The following is a 22,063-nucleotide window of genomic DNA, read 5'->3' as shown; positions in this document are numbered from 1 at the left end:
GTATTGAATGAGTGATTTTTATTGCGCATTTTTTAAACGATGGTTGCACCTAAGCTGTTTTTGAAGTGACGCAACGCCCATTCGTGACCAGCGGCGTCAAAACTAGCAACGGCATCCTGATGAATGACGAGTTGGTAACCCAAATTATAGGCGTCAACAGCCGTGTGAAGGACACAAATGTCGGTACAAACACCGACTAAGTGCAGGGTGTCAACATGGCGTTCTCGCAGACGTAAATCCAAGTCAGTACCCGCAAATGAACTGTAACGCGTCTTGTCGAATGCCCAAACATTATCGGCGGCTTGATGATCAGCGTACCAATCTTTGAGTGGCCCATAGAGTTCACGACCCCAGGTACCCCGAACATTATGAGGTGGAAACAACTTGCTTTCGGGATGGTAAGGATCATGCGGGGTATGGACATCGGTTGGCAGTAAGACCCAGTCGCTTGCCGTAGCCATTTGGTTGGCGAGTTTGACGATCGTTGGTGCGAGCGCTTGGCCGGGTTGCCCACAAGTGAGTGCCCCGCCGTCAGCCACAAAATCATTCGTATAATCAATAATCAGTAAGGCTTGGTGACTTGCCATAATAAAGGCCTCCAATATTAGGTTTGAGATTGGTTTTACTGTAAACAACTCTGATGGGACTGTCAATTGTTTAACTAGCGTTGGATTGACTAAATAATTATATTAATGAGATTTGGAGCTATAAGGACAGCAGCTTGCTGAAAGTCTTTTCTGAACAATAAAATATTAATAATATTTTGTGGCCGACCAAGGCGCCAGGTATCGGGCGTTAATATAAATAATTGCGAATGGCGACTTATTAGCCGGTGTTCTGTTTGCTAATTGCTGATTTTTGCCCCAAATTGGCACAGTAGCCGCCGTCCTGTTTTCCCAATCGTTAAACTGAGATTGGGTTATTGTCAGTTAAATATAAAAAGTCTAGCCAGCGTGTTGAGTTCGACAACATACTGGCTAGACTTTTGGTGGGTAAACGAAAGTTGAGTCGCTGGCCTGATGATTATTCTGCTAGTTGATCAGTAATTGCCGTGACAATTTGGTCAGGGGTCAGCTTAAATTCATGCCGCAGTTCATTAGTTGTTTCACGGTCATTAAAGCGTTTGGCAGCACCAAAGTTCAGAACGCGCATAGCGCTGTTGCCATAGTAGCGACTAACTTTTTCACCAAAACCACCGCTGAGACTGGCTTCCTCAACCGTGACAACTAACTGATGGTCGGCCTTTAAGTTGGCCAAAGTCGTCGTATCGGGGGCAGAAATGTCCCGGGGATCAATGAGCGTCGCGTCAATGTGTTGCTCAGCTAATTGTTGTTGCACGGCTGTTGCTAAAGGCAGGAGACTGCCTACACCGAGTAAAGCAACTTGCTGACCAGCGTGTAATGTGTGCATCTTAGTTGCGTCAAAATCAGGCGCTAGAGGTACTGACTGGACGTCATTACTTGGTACCCGGATGGCAACCGGACCGTTATTTTGATGGAGAGCCCAGTGCATCATGGCTTGAAGTTCTTCCTTGGTCGTTGGCGCTAAGTAAGTTAAGTTAGGAATATTACTGAGCATGGCAACGTCAAAGGTACCTTGATGAGTTGGATCGCCTGCGTTAATGCGGCCACCGGCAACCATGATCGTAACGGGCAATTTATTGATGCCAAGATCATGAGATAGTTGATCATAGGCCCGTTGCAAGAAGGTACCAGAATGGAAGACGATTGGCCGTAAGCCTTGTTGGGCCTGTCCGGCAGCAAATGTAATCGATTCTTGTTCGGCAATGCCGACGTCAAAGTACCGGTCTGGATATTGGCGAGCAAAGCGTTTGAGGTCATAAGTTCCTGGAACAGCCGCCGTAATTGCCGTGATAGGCGTCTTGGCTGCTAACTCATCGGCTAACGTGGCATGAATGACATCCGTATACGTTTCCTTGGTGTTGGGATGCAACGTCTGACCGGTCGCTAGGTCAAACGGCACGTGCCAGTGGAAAGCTTCTTTATTAGTGATCGCGGGTTGATAGCCGTGACCCTTTTCGGTATGGACGTGCAACACGATTGGGTGGTCAACATCCTTAATTTCCTTAAAAGTCGTTAGCATGGTCTCAAGGTCGTTACCATCATCAACGTAGCGATAATCGAGGCCAAAATCTTTGAACAAGTTATGGGAACTTGTGCCGTTAGTTTCGCGGAGTTCACGGAGATTTTGGTAAATGCCACCATGGTCTTCTGCAATTGCCATGCCATTATCGTTAACCAGAATAATGAGGTTAGACTTTAAGGTGGCCGCGATGTTTAGACCTTCCAATGCTAAACCACCGGATAATGAGCCGTCACCAATCACTGCCATGACATTGCCTGTTTTGCCCTCAAGGTCACGAGCAACAGCCATGCCAGTTGCCAAGGCAATCGAGGTTGAAGTATGACCAATATTGAAATAGTCGTGGGGGCTTTCTTCTGGGGCAGTGTAGCCGCTGACATCATTATAATGAGCGGGGTCAAGCCAAGCTTGCTTTCGGCCCGTTAGAATCTTGTGTGTGTAGGATTGGTGTGAAACATCCCATACAACCTTATCAACTGGTGAATTAAAAATGGTGTGAAAGGCAATGGTTAATTCGACTACGCCCAAGTTAGGGCCAACGTGACCACCAGTTTGACTAACTTTATTGAGTAGGACGTGACGTAACTCGCTTGCGAGTTGTGTTAATTCCGGCAAGGATAATTGTTTCAGATCGGCCGGCTGATCAATGCGTGCTAAAATCGGTGTTTCCATTATCTATCGCTCACTTTCTCATTCATGAATACTTTTATAGATTAGCACCTTAGAGCCACTCTAAGACAAGTGTTTTGTTTCAAAAATATCATAAAAAATGACGCCGACAAGTTGTCAGGCGTCATTAGGTTACCATGGTCACAAGATTGGGGGGCTTGTTGAGACGTTCAGTTGGCAGTTCGACCAATGGTACAACGTTAGTGTAACGGACCCGATGCCCAAATAGTGGTGTGGACAGTTGGTCACGTTATTGACATTACTAAACGAATTTAGTCGGTATTGATCGATTGCAAGTAAACTAACTGATCAGTTGAAATTTGTTCATAGAGTTGGTTACCAAGTTCTGAGCTGAATGTTTTATTGGCTAATTGGGTCTGAATGAAGTTATATTCCAACTGGAATGCTTCAATTAGAAGCTCATTTTGAGTTTCCTGGAAATCCCGTTCACCAGATAGGCGGCGATGACGTTCATCATAGGCGCGGCGAACGATCCCGATAGCTTGCTGATTGTCAGCAGTAATCGTGTCGGCTAAATAAGCTAACACGGCCTCATACGGCTTTTGTTCGATCTGTCGCATTTGTTGCCACATTTGCCGATTACGAGTCATGAGCTCAGTTCGACTCTGACCACCACGGGGCCGGTATTGTCGGAACATTTTACGTCGGGCACGAGCTTTTTTGCTGAGCGACCATTTGCTGAGTGTAAACCGGAAAAATAATTTCAAGCGTTCGAAGAAAGTTTGTTGATTCTGCAGACGCGTCTGACTAGCGACGCGCATGTACTTTTCGGCGGCATGGGGCGTGATTTCATTGTTGGCAACCATTTCATCAATAGTGGTTTGTTCAACTTTGAAAGTGGCGTCGAACAAGCTCGCCAGTTGCGAGCGCTTAGGACGACCATCTAGTACTCGTTGGCCGGACAGAATCGCAATCACTTTACTAGTGCCAGCATTATTACCATGGCGTGCTTGCATGAGATCAATAGCGTGAGTTACCATGTCAGCTTTGGCGGTTGCCAATTCATCTTCAGTGACCTTAACAACTTGTTTTGGCAACGTCAACGGTAACAAAAGTGTTGGCACCAGCAGACTAGTTAGAATGACCACTGCGGCAACGAAAATAATATCGTTGCGATAAGGAAAAGCACTGCCGTTGAGTGTTAGTGGTAATGAAAAAGCCATCGCCAGCGTAATCGTGCCGTGAACGCCGCTCAGACCCATCACGAATGCATTACGGGTCTTTTCATGATTATCCCACGCGCGAATACGGGCTAAGTCGAAGCGCGTCCAGAGAAAACGGGCGAACGTCATGATTAGGTAGAGCAAGATTCCCAGACCGACTAATACCGCGACCGAACTAGTATCACGTTGCTGTAAGTGGTTGATGACACTTGGCAACGACACACCTAATAACACAAAGACGATACCGTTCAAAATACTAGCCACGATTGACCAAGTCGTTGTCATCACGATTTGTAGCCGGGAAGTGGTCAACCGTAATTGATCGGACTGGACACCATGAATGAGACCGGTGGCAACAACAGCCAAGATACCGGAAACGCCTAACGATTCAGCTAAGAAATAGACGACAAACGGTGTCAGTAATGTGTAGGGGACGATCACAGAAGGTGTATCGACCCGCATGCGAATCAGCATAATCCTGACAGCAACAATGACATAACCGATGATTAGGCCGACGAAGATTCCACCGGCAAAGACATATAAAAAGTTAGTGATTCCGTGCCAGACTGAAAACTTACCAGTGACGATCGCAGCAATCGCTAAGTTAAAGGCCACGATTCCGGAGGCGTCATTGAACAGTGATTCATTTTCAAGCGTCGTCATGACTGCTCTTGGAATCGCAACTTTAGTCGTAATCGATGAGACCGCGACGGCATCGGTTGGCGTAATAATAGCGCCAAGGGCAAAAGCAAGTGCCAGCGAAAACTCAGGAATCAGTAAGTGAGTGACCGTACCAACAATTAGGATGGTCACGATGGCTAACACTACCGAAAGCGAAAGGGTCGTGCCAAACTGGTGACTGAGCTTGCGAATGTTGGTGTTTTGGCCATCATTAAACATTAAAATCGAAATAATGACGAATAGAAAAATTTCAGGTTCCAATTCAAAATTTCGATACAACGGAATCAGAGACAAGATTAACCCAGCCCCAATTTGTAAAAAGGCGACTGGAATTTGATTGAAACGTGCGTAGACGGCGTTAGCAACGACGACAGCCGCAACGAGTAATAAGACTAAGAAAACGGTTTGCAAACCAAATTTCCTCCTAGATTTTGTAAAGTAGTTTAATTTTAACGCAATCATATGAATAAAAGTATTATCTGCAATGATTAATTTGGGGCTGGACCTAATGTTTAAAAAAAGACCGATTAGAAGTTAATTATTGAACGTTTTGACCTAAAGTATGTCATTAGCTTGGCGTGACGTTCTAAGTCAGTATAATGAAATTATCAACTTAACTGGAGGACATCGCGATGTTAACAATTGCTTATATCGGCAACGGTAAGAGTGCTAACCGCTATCACTTACCATTTGCACTGAAACTCAAAGATCAAATTAAGGTGAAGACCATCTATTCACGTTCAGGACACCAGAATTGGCAACCAATTGCGGGCGTGCATTACACGACTACGTTAGCAGATATTTATGAGGACCCTGATATTCAGCTCGTAGTTGTTTCAACACCTAGTCATACGCACTATTCGGTAGCTAAGGATGTCTTGAACCATGGTAAGAATGTCTTGGTGGAAAAACCATTTACGGAAACATCAGCGGAAGCCCGCGAACTTTTTGAATTGGCTAAGCAAAAGCATTTGTTTATTCAGTGTTACCAGAATCGGCGCTTTGATTCGGACTATTTGACGACACAAAAGGTCATTGAAAGCGGCGTCCTCGGTGACTTGCTGGAAGTCGAAATGCACTTTGATTATTTCCGGCCAGAGGTTCCAACCAATGTTGACCATTTTTCATTAGATACGAGTTATTTATATGGTCATGCTTGCCATACTTTAGACCAAGTGATTGCATACTTCGGGGAGCCGGATGACGTGCACTATGATGTTCGGCAACTATTGGGAAGTGACCGGATGAATGATTATTTTGATATCGATCTGTATTACGGTGCCTTGAAAGTCTCTGTAAAATCTAGCTATTTCCGCATTAAATCACGGCCGAGCTTCGTGGTTTATGGCAAAAAGGGCATGTTCGTAAAGGCGACTAAGGATCGTCAGGAATACGATCTGAAACATTTTTACATGCCGAATCACGCTGACTTTGGCATTGATCAACCTGAAAACTATGGCACGTTAACTTATATCGACGATGCGGGTCAGTATCACGAAGAGGCAGTCGTTTCGGAAGTTGGTGACTACAGTCGGGTTTACGCCGGCGTTTACGACAGCATCATCAATGGACAACCTAAGTTAGTCAAAGATGAGGAAACGTTGTTGCAAGTGAAAATGTTAGAAACTGGTATTCAACAATGCCGACATTAGCGCTTCTTGAGTGTTGCACTAGCCCAGCTATTGGTACGTGTCAGCTTTAGATTGTTGTTCGGCTACCGGTGTGCGTCCTAGGAGGTTGGTGCCAATTGTTGGCGGTCGGCGCAAGCCGACGCTGGCTAAGCATGTTTACGCAAACTTGAGCTTTTTTCAGTGGGCCTTAGCTGATTTCATTTGGCCGGTATTAATTCGTTAATATAAATTATGAGGAGGATTATGATGCGATTAGGAATTTTAGGAACAGGCAAGATTGTTCAGGACTTCTTGCCAATGGTGAAGAGCATTCCCGTGATTGAATTGGTGGGATTGCTGTCAACGCCGCGGAGTGTGGCGCGAGCACGCGAGCTGCAAGCCACGTATCGTATTGGAACGGTCTACACAGATTATGCAGCTTTGCTAGCCGATACGACAATTGATACAGTGTACGTCGCTTTGCCGAATTCGTTACATTATGACTATGCGAAGCGGGGAAGAACGTCATTTGTGAGAAGCCGTTTACGTTAGTGGCATCTCAGTTAACGGAACTAATCGAATTGGCAGGTCGCCAAGACTTAGTGTTAATCGAAGCAATTACGAATCAGTATTTGGAAAACTATCAGGCAATCAAACGTGATTTGACCAAGTTGGGCGACTTGAAAATTATCGAATGCAACTATTCGCAGTATTCATCACGTTATGATCAGTTTAAAGCCGGAACGATCTTACCAGCTTTTAATCCTAAGCTTGGTGGGGGCGCCCTGATGGACTTGAATATTTATGGCAGATTGCAAGAAATAACTTGAACGAATTTAATGACGTAAATTAAGCAAGAAGATCTCGATTGGTGTATGCCAATTAAGACATTTAAGTGGCCGTGAATTCAAATACCAATTAATTTGAATCAATTCATCATCGGTAATCTCATCAATCGGTTGACCTTTGGGAATGAAGCGGCGTAGTACTCGGTTGCGATTTCCATTACTGCCTCGTTCATGTGGTGAATAGGCATGGGCAAAATAAACCTGTGTACCAGTTCGCCGCTCAATTGTCTGATAGTTAGCGAACTCTTTACCATGGTCTACGGTAAGCGTCTTGAGCTTGCCTTGAAGTTGACTAGCTAGTTCAAGTACGGCTTGAGTCATGGACCGACTATCGCGACCATGGAGCCGTTTAACAATTGTCAGGCGACTCTTACGCTCCACAAAAGTAGCCACAGCTTGACCTTTACGTTTGCCAGAAAGTACGGTATCAGCTTCAAAGTGGCCGAATTCCTGGCGAGTTTCGACTTTATGAGGACGCTCCTCAATGGAGCGGCCGTGACTGAACGTACCACGCTTTTCTTTAGCACGATGACGACGAATTCCATGATCAGGCAAATCGGGTAACTGTACATCAAGCCATCCTTGATCAATCCAGTTATAGACCGTCTTGTAGGCAATCCCAACTACATGGGCAACTTGTTCAGGGGACCACTTCTGGACTTGAATTTTTTCCTCGATTAAGTGTTTAAGGTTTTTAGTGAGCGAAGACTTCCGCCCCCGTTGACTAACCTTTCGTTCAAAGTCAGTTTGCGCTAGCCCAGCCTGGTACTCACTATTTAGCCGGTGAAGTTCGTTAAAGATGGTGGTCTTACTAAAGCCTAAGTAGTTAGCGATGTATCGCAAGGAACGTCCTTCATTATGAAGCGTTTCAATGACAACACGGTTCTGGAATGATAAAATAGTGGTGCTCATCAAGGTCCTTCTTTCTAATGGATTGTGTGGTAACACCATTAAGGACCTTGATGGGTTTTTCTGTCTACTTAAATGTTCAACTTAAATTTTACAATCTGCCTTATAATATTCATTTTGTGGTTGGCTTGTTAGGCGCACCAACGCACGTGCAGTATTTAGCTAATGTTGAACGAAATATTGATACATCAGGCATCTTAGTGTTGACCTATCCGAATGTTAAAGTCGTTTGTATCGGTGCCAAGGATTCGACTTCACCGGTACGTTCCACGATTCAGGGGACGACTGGTTCGATCATTGTCAACGGTCCTACTAATACGGTCGAAAGTATCACTGAAATTGCACATGATGGAACGACAACTGATTTAGCGCTTAATCAAGCTGAGCATCGGATGTATGCTGAGTTTGTGGCGTTTGAACGTCTTATTGCTAATCACGATATGGTAACCGTTAAGCGGCAATTAGATCATTCCCAAGCGGTCATGGAAGTTGTTGACCAAGCGTTAGCGAGCGCGGGATTGCAATTGGGCTAATGCGTCGTTGCTAATGTGGCTGCACAATAAATAGAAGAGATTGTAAAAAGCGTGTCCTAGAAACTGTAGGACGCGCTTTTGAGCCGTTAGATGTGTTATTTTGTGGTGAGCGGGCCGTCCTGGATTAGGTGCTGTTTTTGTCGCAGGTCTTGTAAATGGTGATGAAAATCATGTGCATACATGACTGCGAAAAGACTGTCTAAGACGTATTCAAACGCCGCTTGGGATGCAAAAGTACCGATTTTGGCAAAATTATATTCACTCTGAACGGTGAGCAAGTGCTGGGTCGCTTGACTGATGAGTGGTGATTGTGGATTACCTGTTAGGACAATCATGGGAATTTGATGAGCGTGAAAATAGGTGGCAACTTGCTGATGGATTTTAGTAGTACCAGCATATGAAATAATCAGAGCACAATCATCAGCTGTTAAGTTGGCTGCGTTCCAGGATTCGTCAGCATATTCTTCGGCGATTATAGCAAAACGATTGATTTTGACGAGTTTATTTTGAAAACTACGGGCCCGTAGTTGTGAGTCACCTTGCGAGAAGATAAAGATTCGTTTTGATCGCGTCAATAAGTCAGCAGCTTGGGCTAATTGGTTCGTATCAAGTTGCTGCTGGGCTGTCTGAATGGCCCGAATATTCAAGGCGGCCATCTTTTGGCTGATTGTGGCGACCGAATCTGTCGCCGAGAACGGAAAATTGGCATCCACAGTGGCGGCTTGATGTGCCTGGGCAATGCTTTCGGCAGTCAATTTCCGTTGGAAATCGCGAAAGCCCCGGTAGTTCAATTTTTGGGCCAACCTAATGATTGCTGAATGGGATGTGTACGTCTTAGCGGCTAGGTCTTTGATCAGAATAGTTGGCATTTGATCTAGATGTGCCAGAATATAGCTACTGATCCGCTGTTCAGTACTAGTAAAGTCTGACTGTTGTTGCAAGGCAATTAATATTGACATGTCATCGACCTCCATAGTTAGTATCATACGGTTAATATTGGAAAAAAGCGACGATTATCATAAAACTGAGTAAAATCAGCTTGACCTGGTACCGGTTTCATAAATTATGGTAATTATATGAAACAACGTGGTATCATCAATTGAGAGAGGAAGTTCTGTGATGACGAATATACATGATATTGCGCGACTATCGGGTTATTCCGTTTCGACAGTCTCGCGGGTAATTAACCATCAGAAGTACGTTGCGGATGATAAACGGGCCAAAGTTGAGGCTATTATGCAAGAACTGGATTACGTACCTAACCGGGTCGCTCGTGATTTAAGTCGGGGGCGGACGAAGACAATTGGCGTGGTACTACCGTATGCGAATCACCCGTATTTCGCACGGGTAGTTGATGGTATCGTCAGTGCAGGCTTTGCGGCGGGTTATAAAATCATGTTGCTACCGACTAATTATGATATGACGATTGAACGCCATTATTTAGAAGACTTAAGAAGTAAAGCCTATGATGCGCTGATTTTTACGTCACGTAGTAGTTCACTGGATACACTGGAACGTTACCGCAAGTATGGTCAAATCGTCTGTTGTGAAGATCCAGGTGATGACCGGGCATTGGCCGCAGCTTATACGGACCGCATGGCTTCATATGTTACGGCATTACGGTGGGCGAAGCAACAAGGTTATGCGACGATGGGCGTTATTTTGAGCCGTAATAACGTCATTAGTGCTAGTACACGGGTTACGCGGCGAGCCTACCACGAAGTATATGGTCAGTTGGATGACGAGCGACTCTATACCGGTGCTGCCACTTATGAAGACGGTTACCACGCTGGTAAGTATTTTGCCAATCAAGCGTCTCGCGTGGCCGCGATTTTTGCAAATGGCGATGATATTGGGGCGGGCGCCTATCAATATTTTATGGATCACGGGTTAGCCCCCATTCCAGTGATTGGGCAGGAGAACTTGCTGACGAGTCGACTATTAAAGTTTTCGACGATCGACCATCATCTAGAATCATTGGGTCAGTCAGCATTTCGATTGGCAATCGGCAAGACCCGTACCCATGAATTGATTAAATCAGAATTTATCCCGCGATAACTTGGAGGAGCAATTAATATGGTAGCAAGATTAGCAGTTTTTGACATTGATGACACACTATTGGCTCGCAATAAGCAATTATTACCGAGCACCATTGAAAGTATTCAAGCACTTAGAGATGACGGGATTCATGTAGCCATCGCCACGGGTCGCAATTTAGCGATGGCCCGGCCAGTTATTAATGCCTTACAATTACAAGATTATGTACTGTGCAATGGTTCAGCAGCGTTTGCTGGTCGCCAACAAATTCATCAACACACCTTATCTAAAGACAATGTTGGCAAATTGGTTGCGGCGGCGGATAAACAGAATATTGATATTGTGGTCGAATCACTGGATGGGCTACATATCCACACACATCCGTCCACCACGACGCGCCAGGTGTTGAACACGTTTCGGGCACCTGAGTTGGATTATGCCCCTGATTACTATCAGCACCATGATGTGTATCAGGCCATGATGTTTTACCCGGATGTCCAAAATCGATTGTTGCCGCATCCAGATGAGTTTTCCTTTGTTCGTTTTCATGAACGCGGGGTTGATATCATTCCCAAAGTGGGATCTAAGGCGCAAGGAATTGCAAAACTGGCAGCGGCACTTAATGTCGATTCGAGTAACGTTGCGGCCTTTGGTGATAATGATAATGACCGAGAGATGATTCAGAGCGCCGGTATTGGGGTCGCTATGGGTAACGCGAAAGCTGAGATTAAAGCATTAGCAGACATTACGACGACCGATTGTGATCACGATGGCATCGCCAATGGACTAAAAAAAATTGGTTGGCTATAAATTTTAATGAAATAAAACTGTAATCCAAACAGTTGACTTGCGGAATTCGGTTCCAGCAATCAGTATGTTGGGGTCACAGTTTTTGATTAGTTATTGCGTAGCATCTTCTTGATCGCCGCTACTGAACGGGCGACTTGTTCGGGATCAACTGGCTTTTTTTCAGCTGGTGTCGAGCGTACAGTGGCCGATTGATTAGACTTAGTTGGTGTTGGGTTCGACATAGTCGGCTGTGGCACACTAGTTTTAGCTGGCTGTGGACTAATTTTAGCACCAGTCGAGGCTTGAGCCGGCTGACCAGCGTGCATTTGATCCATAGTTTGATTCAACAAATGATCGACAAAGACATTGCCCTGATTGGTAGCGTGGCCCTTAGTCCAGCGGTAATTAAGTGCAGTGAATGCTGGAAGCAACCGGTCGACTTCACGCCATAACTCAGCGTTAACTAACGGACCATTGCTGCGTTTCCAGCCGCGTCGTTTCCAACCAGCCAGCCAGCCCTTAGTGACTGCGTTGAGGACATACTGTGAATCAAGTACGAACAGAATCCCAGTCTTAGTTTGGCCAAGCTGTTGCAATTGTTCAAGAGCTCGTAAGAAGGCCATGATTTCCATGCGATTATTGGTGGCACCCCATTCGCCGGCAGAGTCAGTGACGAGTTGGTCGGGCATTTCAATCCGATAAGCCCAGGCAGCCTTATCATCTTGGTGCACGTGCTGACCGGCAACGTTTCCGGTATTTCGCGAACCGCCATCAGTATAAACAGTAATGGCTGCGTTGACCGGCGTTTGATTAGATATTGATTTTGAGTGAGCTAGTCGGGTTGGACTGGCCTTACCAGCCATAAAATCCTGAGCGTCTTTCTCGCTTGTGAAGCTCTTGTACTGTGCTTGTGGATAACCGCTAACTTGCTTTTGAGTTTCGGGCCAGGTGCGGTAAATACCAGGTTGGCGTCCCTTACGAACAGCGTAATATTTTTGTGCCATGGCGATACCTACTTTCTGAATGGTGATACTGCTAATTTAACATAAATTGCCGGGGAAAAATGAAAAATTAGCAGACTTGTAAATAAATAATAACAACCGGATCACGGAAGCGAACTTCTGTGATCCGGTTGCCATGATGAAATATAACTAATGGGCTTTAAATAATGTCGTCAGGTAATTCATGAATGTCTTCAAATAACGATCCTTGTCGACCGTTAACGCAACCGTGACGTTAGTTGGGTCATTGAGTCGCGCAGGGTCACCAATTGTCCGGCCATAATCTTCACCACTAGCCTGGACGTACATATTCAGGTCTAACGTGGTGACAAAACTTGGATCGAGTGAAACGCCGACTGCCAGTGGATCGTGTAAGGCACAACCGTGTAAGTCAGGACTCGTAATATCGTAAGCCGCAATGTAATAGTCAACAATGTCAGCAAATTTTTCGCCCGCAGTTGTCTTTAAGTCCCGCCATTGTTGTGTTTCAGTCTTGGTTAATAATGTCCGTAACGTTACGTCGAGTCCGACCATCGTAAGAGGCATCGTACTGGTGAAGACGGCGTTGGCCGCTTCGGCATCTTGATTAATATTGGCTTCAGCGTAGTGACTGACATTACCTGGAACAGTCAGTGCACCACCCATTAAGGTCACATTACCAATGGTGCTGGCAATGTCTGGTGCTTTTTCGAGTGCTTCGGCCAAGTTGGTTAAGGGACCGGTTGGCACTAGGGTCAGATCGGCGCCATATTGGTGAACGGCATCAATTAAAAAGTCGACACCGGACTGCTTTTCCACGGCGCGTTTCGGTTCAGGAAGGTTCACGTCGCCGATACCGTTCATGCCATGAATCTGCTGTGAAATCGGCATAACGTCAAAGTGTTCCGTCGTACTGGAGTGGGGTTCACCTAGAAAGACGGGTACGTCAGTGGCACCTAGTAGTTCTAGAATTTGTAAACTGTTAATCGCCGCCTGATCCACTAGGCAGTTCCCATAAGAACTGATAATCCCAATTAAATCAACGTCGGGTGCACCGACTGCGTAGGCAATGGCCATTGCGTCGTCAATCCCGGTGTCTAAGTCTAAAATCATTTTACGTTTTGCCATGTAAAACATCCTCCCTGATTAGGTCTGAAGCGCTATAAAGCTATGTTTTAATTGTAAACGTTTCAGTTGATGCTGACAACGGCTAGCGGCGAATTAAATTAACATTGAACAGAAAAATGTTCGGAAATATTTCACGACCACGCTTACTGGCGAAATGTTGAAGGCTGTTTTATACTGACAATTAAGGAAGGTGAAGCTGATGACGACGAATAGTCCATTAGAAGCAATCATGAATGCGCGCCATTCGGTTCGGCAATATGACGGCCAAACTAAAATTGGGCGTGAAGAAATGGCCGCGATGTTACAGACCGCATTTTTGGCACCAACCGCATTGAATCAACAACCGATTCGGGCGTTGGTGATTGAGGATGCAGCCTTGCGACAACGGTTGTGTGCCGCGACTGGTAATACCAGTCAGTTAACTACGGCCAGTGCCGTCGTCTTATTTGTGCTGGATCGTGAAAACCAACACCAAGCGCCAGCGTTTCAGGCCAGTCAGGGGCAACAATTTGATACTGGTGACGAGACCATTGGCGCCCTAGATGCTGGCCTGATTGCGATGCAATTTATGTTAGTGGCTAAAGATCATGGCTTTGATACGAATCCGATGACCGGGTTTGATGCTGCCGGATTCACGTCTATTTTGGAACTTGACGCCCAGCGGTATCGGCCACTATTGCTCGTTTCAATTGGCAAAGCGGCCGTTGCTGGCAAGCCAGCAGATCATCAACCGCTAGCGACATTAGTTGATTATCGATAATATTGAGGGGAAGCTAGAACGTGAATTTTGAAAAGCACTACCGATATACTGGAAAGCAAAAATTAGGATTAACTAAATTAGCAACGGCGGTTGATCCAGAATTTGAAGACGAAAAGGTCATCAAGGCGCAAATCGCCAAGAATATTAAGCAACTGACTGAACTGCAAGGTAAGTTATATGCACAAGACCGATTTGGTGTTTTAGTCATTTTTCAGGCGATGGATGCGGCGGGTAAGGACAGTATGATTCGCCATATCATGAGTGGGGTCAACCCCCAAGGCTGTGAAGTCACATCGTTCAAGCAACCAACTACTAAAGAAATTGCGCATGATTATTTATGGCGAATTCATGATCGGGTCCCCAAACGCGGCATGATTGGGATCTTCAATCGGTCGTATTATGAAGACGTACTTGTTAGTCGAGTCCATCCGGAAATTATTGTGAATGAGCACGTCGGTGAGATTAACGATAAGAAACAAGTGGATGATGCTTTTTTTGAACGTCGTTTTAACGATCTTCGGTACTTTGAAGATTACTTGCAACACAACGGCTACTTAGTGCTCAAGTTCTTCTTACACATGTCAAAGGCGGAACAGAAGCAACGTTTTATTCGCCGTATTGAAATTCCAAGTCACAACTGGAAATTCTCAGCTGCCGATATTCAGGAACGGCAGTATTGGGATGATTATCAGCGTGCTTATGATGATGCTATCACCAAGACGGCTACTAAAGCGACACCGTGGTACGTCATTCCGTCGGATAGTAAGTGGTATTCGCGGCTCTGTGTTTCGGAAATCATCAATCAACGCCTGTCGGAATTGCCATTAGCGTATCCCTCACTGGATGCGAGTGCGCAAGCACAATTAAAAACGGCGCTGGAGCAACTAGATCGTGAGACCGACTAACAAAGTATCGCGCAGTGTTACTAGCAGCAAGTTGAAATTATAAAAAATGAGCTACTCACACCGTTGATCGTCAGTTCAACGCGACGTGAGCAGCTCATTTTTTTGACGGTGTGACAAGCTAATTATGAATGCCGATGCTTAGTTCGGCGTGTCAGGACAAAAGCGCTACCGAGTAATCCAATCAATAAGGCGAGACCGATAGCTACTGACCAACTTGCCGAGTGTTCGTTAGTTTGTGGCAACGACTTATTCATCGGTGCTGAGCCTGCAAAAGCTGTAGCTGCCGATGCTGGTAAGGGATTAGTTGCCGGAACCGTTGTGGCGGTCGTGTTAGTCGAATTTGTCGCTGGATTGGCAGGTGCTGACAGATTACCACTGACGCTTGGTTCGGGGGTCGATGGAGACGACTCATTTGGAACGGCTGGAGTGACGGCCGTTGGTTTTTCAGGTGTTACGGTTCCTGGATTGGTGGGCTTAGGACCACTCGGCTGTTCTGGTGAGACGGTACCCGGCTTTTCTGGTTCAGTGACCCCGGGTTTCTCCGGTTCAGTAGTCCCAGGTTTTTCTGGTTCGGTGACTCCGGGTTTCTCAGGTTCGGTAGTCCCAGGTTTCTCTGGTTCGGTGACTCCGGGTTTCTCGGGTTCGGTAGTCCCAGGTTTTTCTGGTTCGGTGACTCCGGGTTTCTCTGGTTCAGTAGTCCCAGGTTTTTCTGGTTCGGTGACTCCGGGTTTCTCGGGTTCGGTAGTCCCAGGTTTCTCTGGTTCGGTGACTCCGGGTTTCTCGGGTTCGGTAGTCCCAGGTTTTTCCGGTTCAGTAACTCCTGGTTCCTCATCTTCATCGGGATCTGTTGGTTCCGAAATACCTGGATTTTCGGGAACGTCCGGTTCGGTGACTGGCCGTGAAATCGTGGCTGTCGCGGATCCCTTGTTGCCGTTCTTGTCAGTATAGGTGACATTATTTTCAAAAGTTGCGTCGCCAGTGGGTTCGTTAGTCTTAGTTTGGTAGGTCAAAGCTAACTCTGACGTAAACGACCCTGTGGCATTAAACGTCAATTGATTACCATTCACGCTCGTATTGACGGGAATAATATTACCTGTCTCATCGCGTAGGACGGCGCTGCCATTGACATACGTTTGGTTCGGACTCAACGTATCAACAAAGGTGGGATCGACGAGCTGATTGTTATTAGGCAAGACACGAATTGTCCAGTTGATCCGCCGTGGATTAGCTTCGTCAGCCCATTCAGCTGATTTCTCTAATAAAATTGGGGCTAAGTTACCAGGATGACTAGGAACGGTTCCGAAGGCGTCCAATTGAACAAACCCTTTCCGATTACGTGGTCTGGTTTGATAGGCCTGATTAAATGTGACGAGACCCGTATGTGCGCCGGCAGCAATGAAGAAGGTTCCGATGTTACCTGCAGTGGTTCCTTTCATTGGAAAAGCCTCGTCATGCGGAATACGAACGTTTTCGGGGACTTGGAAAGCCATCGTGTCGCCCACCTTGATCTTGAGGTTATCAGGGATGCGCCAGTTGTAATTGACTGTGTATTCTTGGTCTTCTGGCAATTGTGCATCGTGAGCCATTATCTTGCCCTTACTATCTTTGATAACCGCACTATTAACATCGTTGCCCGTTGCTTCAATTACGTTGCGGGCCTGACTAACTAAGGGTGGCCCGAACATCAAAAAGAAAATTCCAGTGAGTGCTAATAATAACCATCGCCATTTTTTGCGCATGGTAATCGCCTCCATTAAGATATACCCATATATTACCACCATTGTACATGGAAATCGCTGACAAAACACCGTTTGCTAGCTTAACTAACGGTATGCGGCCAGATTTAGCAGACTTTTTTGTGATTGCGTTATTAACTGATATGTGATGTTTTAGGATACCAGAAAAGACACCATTTGCCATCCCATCCAAGGGACGTAAGGGTGTCCGAATCCTGTTAAATTAGAAGTGTGGCGTGCTTCAGGTTGATTGGCAGCACGCCTCGATGAATTGATCAGTTGCCGTACAAGAACTGGATGATGAGTAAGTCGACCTGTGGATTGATATGCAACATTGAGTGGCTGGCGGTCAGGGGACTACCGTGAATGATTTGGGTTTTTGGTGACCAACCAGCTGCCAATAATTGATGGCTGAATTTAAGTACGGCTTGTAAATTGACGCCGCCATCACCACTTGTATGCCAAACATGGCCGGCAATATTCAATATCGGCAAGGACCGTGGTAACCGGTTTAACTGCTGAGTGGTCAAGCCCGGATAGGTCGAGCCAATGGTCACAAACTTATTGATTTGTGCGCGCTGGGGGACTTGCGCTGTCAGATAATCAAAGATGATATTACCTCCAGATGAGTGACCGACAGCATTGTAGCGGGTCACGTGGTAGCGTTTTGCGAGCCCTTGCATGACAGTAGCAAACTGCCGAGCTTGACGTTTCGCATGATGATTATCGGCAAAGATAACCTGAATCGTTGGGTTGTTTTTTAGTGGTCCGAACTGTTGGACAGTCACGTGGCCGGCGTGACTAACATGGACGACCAATCCTTTCGTCATCAGGTGTGCCGCGGTTAAGCGGTGCACAAAGCCGTCGGTAGAAAATGCGCGCGCGTAATCGCCACCGACGAAGATGGTCGGAATACTCGTTTGGGCGACCCGCGTTTTTCGTAATGGGGTCAAGCGATGTTGCCAATAGGATCCAATCCCTACGACCAGGGTCGCACTAATAATGGCCATGATTTTAATAATTTTAATTCGTCGCATCACTGATCCACCTCGCCTTTGAATCCTATTATAGTCGAATTAGTAAAAATTGCTTTTGCAAACCTTCGCCGAATCCACTAGAATGAGAAGCAATAAGTCTACATAGAAGAGAGCTGGGAAACGATGAGTGCAGAATATGATTTAACAATTATTGGTGGTGGCCCGGTCGGCATGTTTGCAGCCTTCTATGCTGGTATGCGTAATGCACGGGTTCAGTTATTAGAAAGTCTCCCCGAATTAGGGGGGCAGGTTCAGGCTTTGTATCCTGAGAAGATCATTCATGACGTTGCGGGATATCCGGCAATCAAGGGCCGCGAACTGGTGGCACAACTTGAAAAGCAACTCACACAATTTCCAATTGACATTCAATTGGCGAGCCCGGTGACGGATGTCACGGGAGCGATGGGTGATTTCACGATTACCACGGCGAGTGGACAGCAGTCACATTCCAAAGCGATTATCGTAGCGACTGGGAGTGGGGCTTTTGAACCCCGGCGCTTAGCAGTCGATAATGCGGCTGAATTTGAGAATAAGCAATTATTCTACCACATTCCAAGTGTCAAGCAATTTGCGGATCGAACGGTACTAGTTGCGGGTGGTGGCGACTCAGCCATCGATATGGCCTTGATGCTTGAACCCGTTGCTAAGCACGTTTATATCATGCATCGGCGTGATCGGTTCCGTGGGATGGAACACAATGTGGACTTGTTAAAAGCGTCTTCCGTTGAAATCAAGACGCCATTTTTGATTAAGCAACTTGCAGAGACGGCTACCGGACAGTTACAGCTGACGATGAAAGAGGTTCGCGGCACAACTGAAGAAACATTGGCCGTTGATGATTTGATTGTTAACTATGGCTTTATCGCGGATAATAAAGTCATCCGAAACTGGCACGTGACCCCAACCATGGCCCACCGACTCATCACCGTTGATACGGAGATGAATACCGACGTACCTGGGATTGCGGCTATTGGTGATACGGTGACTTACGCGGGCAAGTTAGGCTTGATTGCCAGTGGCTTCGGGGAAGCTCCTAACGCGGTCAATCAGTTAATGATGACCTTGTATCCCGAACGACGGAGTCCACTGCATAGTACGACCGTGTTTGAAAAAATGTAAGTTTAAAAGAGCTGCGATATAACTGGCGCTATACAAGCAAATAGGACGAGAAACCGAATCTTGGCTTCTCGTCCTATTTGCTTGTTCCTTTAAGAACCCGCTTTATTGGCGGCCTGTTGTACCATGAAGTGGTAGAAAGGCAAATGTTTTTTTCAATCTAGATAGCTTTGGTGTGTCTTAAAATAAAAAAACAACCGGTCGCTCCGACTAAACTTTTACAATGTATAAGTTTGTACAAAAAAATACACAAAATTTACTGAAAATTGATAACGATAAAGAAACGCTGTTGTTAAGATAAATTCGTAACATACTGCCTGTTGTTAACGTAGAATTTGAGAGGATGATTCTGTTTATGGCAAAAGGTTCCATTATTGATGGTGTGTTAGTTTAGATGATTAGATTTTATATGTCACTAAGTGTTGTGAAGCATACGATACTTTATTTGTGTTTTATTTTTCTATTACTGTATTTAAAAAAGCGTTATCCAGACAATGTAATTATCGGTTTTTTTTAAAATACGGTGGTGTTTTATTAATAGTATGCTTCATTTACATTTTATCGCAATTTGGATTGCCGGTTACCGCAATCGATGTTCCAATAGTTCTTGGAATTTTAGGTATTTCGGTTGTTGTGTTGAGACACAAGCAAAAGTAGGACGAACTGCTACCAATCTGTTGCTTACGGAGTCATGATAACTCATGGCTCTTTCTGGTTTTTATCTAATATTGACGTCCCTGATAACGTACTGTCATCAAAGGACTTCATGGTTCAGACCCTGTTTCTGGGTCATTCCATATGAGCACCTAATTGGCGGTAAAAGTATTAAAAATCAGTGGCTGATCAACTATCGGCATTCGTGCGCTTTAGAAATTAAAATGGCAGATAACCCGGAGCGCTGAGCACTTTAATACAGTTTTTTACCAACATCTCAATCACCGCGACGGCTAATCAGATCAAAAAAAGCGCTATCCAAATGCACTTATGCATTCAGATGGCGCTTACGATTCGTCATCAGCTGGAAGTCACTTTTTCAGCAACGACATCATTCAGAATTTTCGTGGTTGCTGAATGATTTATGCACTCGCTGTGACAGCAACTTTGAAATAATGTGGATTACTCGTTGCTAGTTAGACTTAATTCATTCATAAAAGTCAATAAGAGTTTGGCATAGCTGGGATGGTCGGTGTTGCTCTTAACTTCTTGCTGCATTTCCGTTAGATTATCAGTGACTACGCCGGTGACGCCCATGAACATCATTTGATCCATTTGGTCCGTATTATCAATGTCCCAGGCGTAAACCGTCTTGTGATTGCGGTCAGCCTTGTCAACGAATTGGTCGTTTAATGTGGTGACCTCCATGGTGTAGCCGTTCGCGACTGTATGCGGGAACGTGAGATTATAAGGCAAGATGTAACTAACGAATTGTTTTTGATCTAAGCGTTTCAAGTCACGCATGACTTTGAAACTAAGCGTATGGACTTGGTCATGATGAGCCAGTAGGGTCGCACCATAACGATCGATGAACCGTTTAGTATCGGCGGCGGTGTAAGCCGAGCTGGTCTTGATTTCGACTAATAGTTTTTGATGATGCTTGTGAGCCGCTTTCAGGTAAGCATCGAAACTTGGAATCTTTGCCTGATAGCCATTTTCACGAACAGTAATTTTTTCTAGTTGTTTTAATGTTAATTGAGATGGCTTTTTCTTAACGCCAGCTAAGGCTTTTAAGGTTGGATCATGCATGACAACGAATTGATGGTCCTTGGTGACTTGGATGTCCATCTCAACGTAATCCGGATGTTCCTTGCTGGTCTTGATCAGTGCAGGAATTGTGTTTTGCACGCCGTTACCGTTATCGACGCCGCGGTGGGAAATCATGATTGGCTTGGTAATTACTAGTCCATTTAAGTAGACTAAATTAACGGCAACTAGCAAACTTGTCGCTAACAGCAAGCCAATTGCAACACTCGCCCGAGTCAATTTGCGCAACCGTGGTGCCTCGTTAAAGTATTGCGGTTGTTGGCGGAGGAGTGTAAAGTCTTGACGATAGCAAACAATAATTAACATCATGAAGATGGCCGTGGTATAACAAATAATAATTTCGGTGATTGCTTCCATGATAAAGAGATTAACAGTGGCAGCGGCCATGGCAAAACTTGTTTTATCGAATTGAAGCTGGGCTACGTAAATCAACGTATAAATGGTCGTGACGATCAGAAAAATCATAAATAAGGTCACAATCATGGTCCATAAGTAGCGCCAAAGATGGTGGCGCGTTTGTTGCCAACTACGAGTAACGGCCGTTTTCCATGGAAGCCGATCGACAATCATTAGCGGTAATAGGCTAATTAGGCGAATTCCAAGGTAACCAGCCAGCAAGTAGAAGCACCCCAAGCCGAGCGTCATCCACGGGTTTTCCATGAGATAGCTGACAATGAAGGCTGGAATTTTGGCCTTGTTGAGTAATGGTGTTGTAAAGATGAAACTTCCAAATGGCAAAATCACAATAAAGTAGCCGATAAAGAATAAGAAAGTGCTGGGTGAGGTGCCAGTCAGACTAGTGACCGTTGACCGCAAGACCGCGCGTACAGTTTGTGGTCGGCCACGAAAGATATTCATAATACCCAGTAGCAGAAACGCAAATTGCCAATAAACTAAAATAATAATGGCTAATAAGATCGCCACCATACCGAGTGCGGCCAGTGGTTGGTGAATAATAATACTACCGATATTCGTGTACGAGACATAACTGACCCGTTGCCACTTGAGTAACATTTCTAGCACCCAATTAAAAAAAGGAATTGCTAGGTAACTAATGACCAAATTGGTACTAAATATCAGGGCAACGTAACTGCCCCAGTTCTTATAAAAGCGGCGGGTACTATCCCACCAAAAACGCCAAGCGCCCATGCGTGGTGCCTCCTCCCTTGATCCGGCATTGACGAATCAAGTCATTATTAATTTTATTGTAACACGCATTGTGTTAGTTATTTTTATCTAAATAATTGCTTAGATTAGTCACTCTAGGAAACCACTTT

Annotated in this window: 17 protein-coding genes and 1 pseudogene; 8 read left to right on the top strand and 10 right to left on the bottom strand. The window is 45.4% G+C overall.

The genetic code is table 11. From position 1 onward, the window contains the following. Positions 1-32: 32 nt before the first annotated feature. The 3 genes from ACOV1R_RS00995 to ACOV1R_RS00985 form a co-directional block, all read right to left on the bottom strand. Complete coding sequence (locus tag ACOV1R_RS00995) at positions 33-587, bottom strand: cysteine hydrolase family protein (protein ID WP_003642674.1); 555 nt, start codon at positions 585-587, stop codon at positions 33-35. 436 nt (positions 588-1,023) lie between these two features. Beyond that, a complete protein-coding gene (locus tag ACOV1R_RS00990; protein ID WP_097558167.1) occupies positions 1,024-2,775 on the bottom strand; it encodes a 1-deoxy-D-xylulose-5-phosphate synthase in 1,752 nt (583 codons plus the stop codon). A 269-nt stretch (positions 2,776-3,044) separates the two neighbouring features. Further along, the gene (locus tag ACOV1R_RS00985; RefSeq protein ID WP_015825788.1) at positions 3,045-5,048 is read right to left on the bottom strand and encodes a Na+/H+ antiporter; all 2,004 of its coding nucleotides are present in this window, start codon (positions 5,046-5,048) and stop codon (positions 3,045-3,047) included. 221 nt (positions 5,049-5,269) lie between these two features. Here ACOV1R_RS00985 and ACOV1R_RS00980 point away from each other — a divergent pair, with 221 nt between their 5' ends. Both ACOV1R_RS00980 and ACOV1R_RS00975 read left to right on the top strand, forming a co-directional pair. Then, positions 5,270-6,289 (top strand): Gfo/Idh/MocA family oxidoreductase, encoded by a 1,020-nt coding sequence (locus ACOV1R_RS00980; protein WP_003646566.1) that lies wholly within the window; start codon positions 5,270-5,272, stop codon positions 6,287-6,289. 225 nt (positions 6,290-6,514) lie between these two features. Continuing rightward, positions 6,515-7,053: pseudogene (locus ACOV1R_RS00975) on the top strand (Gfo/Idh/MocA family protein); the annotation flags it as partial. Positions 7,054-7,083: 30 nt separating this feature from the next. Here ACOV1R_RS00975 and ACOV1R_RS00970 read toward each other — a convergent pair. Then, on the bottom strand, positions 7,084-8,007 hold the full coding sequence (locus tag ACOV1R_RS00970; protein ID WP_097558168.1) for an IS30 family transposase: 924 nt from the start codon (positions 8,005-8,007) through the stop codon (positions 7,084-7,086). A gap of 50 nt (positions 8,008-8,057) precedes the next feature. On the opposite strand from ACOV1R_RS00970, the gene ACOV1R_RS00965 reads away from it, so the two are divergent. After that, positions 8,058-8,537, top strand: a complete 480-nt coding sequence (locus ACOV1R_RS00965; protein ID WP_225914096.1) for a hypothetical protein — start codon at positions 8,058-8,060, stop codon at positions 8,535-8,537. Positions 8,538-8,632: 95 nt separating this feature from the next. On the opposite strand, the gene ACOV1R_RS00960 is transcribed toward ACOV1R_RS00965, so the two are convergent. Next, a complete protein-coding gene (locus tag ACOV1R_RS00960; RefSeq protein ID WP_003644694.1) occupies positions 8,633-9,496 on the bottom strand; it encodes a MurR/RpiR family transcriptional regulator in 864 nt (287 codons plus the stop codon). Positions 9,497-9,656: 160 nt separating this feature from the next. Here ACOV1R_RS00960 and ACOV1R_RS00955 point away from each other — a divergent pair, with 160 nt between their 5' ends. Then, entirely contained in the window at positions 9,657-10,595 is a 939-nt protein-coding gene (locus tag ACOV1R_RS00955; protein WP_003646569.1) for a LacI family DNA-binding transcriptional regulator, read from the top strand. An 18-nt stretch (positions 10,596-10,613) separates the two neighbouring features. Beyond that, complete coding sequence (locus tag ACOV1R_RS00950) at positions 10,614-11,384, top strand: Cof-type HAD-IIB family hydrolase (protein ID WP_003642683.1); 771 nt, start codon at positions 10,614-10,616, stop codon at positions 11,382-11,384. An 86-nt stretch (positions 11,385-11,470) separates the two neighbouring features. Here ACOV1R_RS00950 and ACOV1R_RS00945 read toward each other — a convergent pair whose 3' ends face one another. Further along, positions 11,471-12,367, bottom strand: a complete 897-nt coding sequence (locus ACOV1R_RS00945) for a ribonuclease H family protein (RefSeq protein WP_128484972.1) — start codon at positions 12,365-12,367, stop codon at positions 11,471-11,473. Positions 12,368-12,514: 147 nt separating this feature from the next. After that, positions 12,515-13,471 (bottom strand): nucleoside hydrolase, encoded by a 957-nt coding sequence (locus ACOV1R_RS00940; protein WP_003644692.1) that lies wholly within the window; start codon positions 13,469-13,471, stop codon positions 12,515-12,517. Positions 13,472-13,670: 199 nt separating this feature from the next. Here ACOV1R_RS00940 and ACOV1R_RS00935 point away from each other — a divergent pair, with 199 nt between their 5' ends. Then, positions 13,671-14,231 (top strand): nitroreductase family protein, encoded by a 561-nt coding sequence (locus ACOV1R_RS00935; RefSeq protein ID WP_011101839.1) that lies wholly within the window; start codon positions 13,671-13,673, stop codon positions 14,229-14,231. 20 nt (positions 14,232-14,251) lie between these two features. Continuing rightward, complete coding sequence (locus tag ACOV1R_RS00930) at positions 14,252-15,136, top strand: polyphosphate kinase 2 family protein (protein ID WP_003642687.1); 885 nt, start codon at positions 14,252-14,254, stop codon at positions 15,134-15,136. A gap of 122 nt (positions 15,137-15,258) precedes the next feature. Here the strand turns inward: ACOV1R_RS00930 and ACOV1R_RS00925 are convergent, their stop codons facing one another. Next, positions 15,259-16,875, bottom strand: a complete 1,617-nt coding sequence (locus ACOV1R_RS00925) for an Ig-like domain-containing protein (protein ID WP_128484973.1) — start codon at positions 16,873-16,875, stop codon at positions 15,259-15,261. 272 nt (positions 16,876-17,147) lie between these two features. Continuing rightward, a complete protein-coding gene (locus tag ACOV1R_RS00920; RefSeq protein WP_003642691.1) occupies positions 17,148-17,909 on the bottom strand; it encodes an alpha/beta hydrolase in 762 nt (253 codons plus the stop codon). Between the two features lie 123 nt (positions 17,910-18,032). Between ACOV1R_RS00920 and ACOV1R_RS00915 the strand changes: the two genes are divergently transcribed. After that, positions 18,033-19,028 carry an NAD(P)/FAD-dependent oxidoreductase gene (locus ACOV1R_RS00915; protein ID WP_003642692.1) on the top strand — a complete coding sequence of 332 codons (996 nt, stop codon included), beginning with the start codon at positions 18,033-18,035 and terminating at the stop codon, positions 19,026-19,028. A 1,113-nt stretch (positions 19,029-20,141) separates the two neighbouring features. Here ACOV1R_RS00915 and ACOV1R_RS00910 read toward each other — a convergent pair. Next, the gene (locus tag ACOV1R_RS00910; RefSeq protein ID WP_003642695.1) at positions 20,142-21,935 is read right to left on the bottom strand and encodes a glycerophosphodiester phosphodiesterase; all 1,794 of its coding nucleotides are present in this window, start codon (positions 21,933-21,935) and stop codon (positions 20,142-20,144) included. Positions 21,936-22,063: the final 128 nt, after the last annotated feature.

Source organism: Lactiplantibacillus sp. YT640 (assembly GCF_049745435.1).
GTDB classification, from domain to species: domain Bacteria; phylum Bacillota; class Bacilli; order Lactobacillales; family Lactobacillaceae; genus Lactiplantibacillus; species Lactiplantibacillus plantarum.
This window is presented reverse-complemented; position numbering and strand designations above follow the sequence as displayed.

Excerpts from the sequence above, each read along its gene's own strand:
- ACOV1R_RS00950 (WP_003642683.1), top strand. The coding sequence starts at position 10,614 with ATGGTAGCAAGATTAGCAGTTTTTGACATTGATGACACACTATTGGCT.
- ACOV1R_RS00965 (WP_225914096.1), top strand. The coding sequence starts at position 8,058 with ATGGGTTTTTCTGTCTACTTAAATGTTCAACTTAAATTTTACAATCTG.
- ACOV1R_RS00915 (WP_003642692.1), top strand. The coding sequence starts at position 18,033 with ATGAGTGCAGAATATGATTTAACAATTATTGGTGGTGGCCCGGTCGGC.
- ACOV1R_RS00910 (WP_003642695.1), bottom strand. The coding sequence starts at position 21,935 with ATGGGCGCTTGGCGTTTTTGGTGGGATAGTACCCGCCGCTTTTATAAG.
- ACOV1R_RS00995 (WP_003642674.1), bottom strand. The coding sequence starts at position 587 with ATGGCAAGTCACCAAGCCTTACTGATTATTGATTATACGAATGATTTT.
- ACOV1R_RS00980 (WP_003646566.1), top strand. The coding sequence starts at position 5,270 with ATGTTAACAATTGCTTATATCGGCAACGGTAAGAGTGCTAACCGCTAT.
- ACOV1R_RS00920 (WP_003642691.1), bottom strand. The coding sequence starts at position 17,909 with ATGCGACGAATTAAAATTATTAAAATCATGGCCATTATTAGTGCGACC.
- ACOV1R_RS00945 (WP_128484972.1), bottom strand. The coding sequence starts at position 12,367 with ATGGCACAAAAATATTACGCTGTTCGTAAGGGACGCCAACCTGGTATT.
- ACOV1R_RS00960 (WP_003644694.1), bottom strand. The coding sequence starts at position 9,496 with ATGTCAATATTAATTGCCTTGCAACAACAGTCAGACTTTACTAGTACT.
- ACOV1R_RS00935 (WP_011101839.1), top strand. The coding sequence starts at position 13,671 with ATGACGACGAATAGTCCATTAGAAGCAATCATGAATGCGCGCCATTCG.
- ACOV1R_RS00925 (WP_128484973.1), bottom strand. The coding sequence starts at position 16,875 with ATGCGCAAAAAATGGCGATGGTTATTATTAGCACTCACTGGAATTTTC.
- ACOV1R_RS00955 (WP_003646569.1), top strand. The coding sequence starts at position 9,657 with ATGACGAATATACATGATATTGCGCGACTATCGGGTTATTCCGTTTCG.
- ACOV1R_RS00970 (WP_097558168.1), bottom strand. The coding sequence starts at position 8,007 with ATGAGCACCACTATTTTATCATTCCAGAACCGTGTTGTCATTGAAACG.
- ACOV1R_RS00940 (WP_003644692.1), bottom strand. The coding sequence starts at position 13,471 with ATGGCAAAACGTAAAATGATTTTAGACTTAGACACCGGGATTGACGAC.
- ACOV1R_RS00990 (WP_097558167.1), bottom strand. The coding sequence starts at position 2,775 with ATGGAAACACCGATTTTAGCACGCATTGATCAGCCGGCCGATCTGAAA.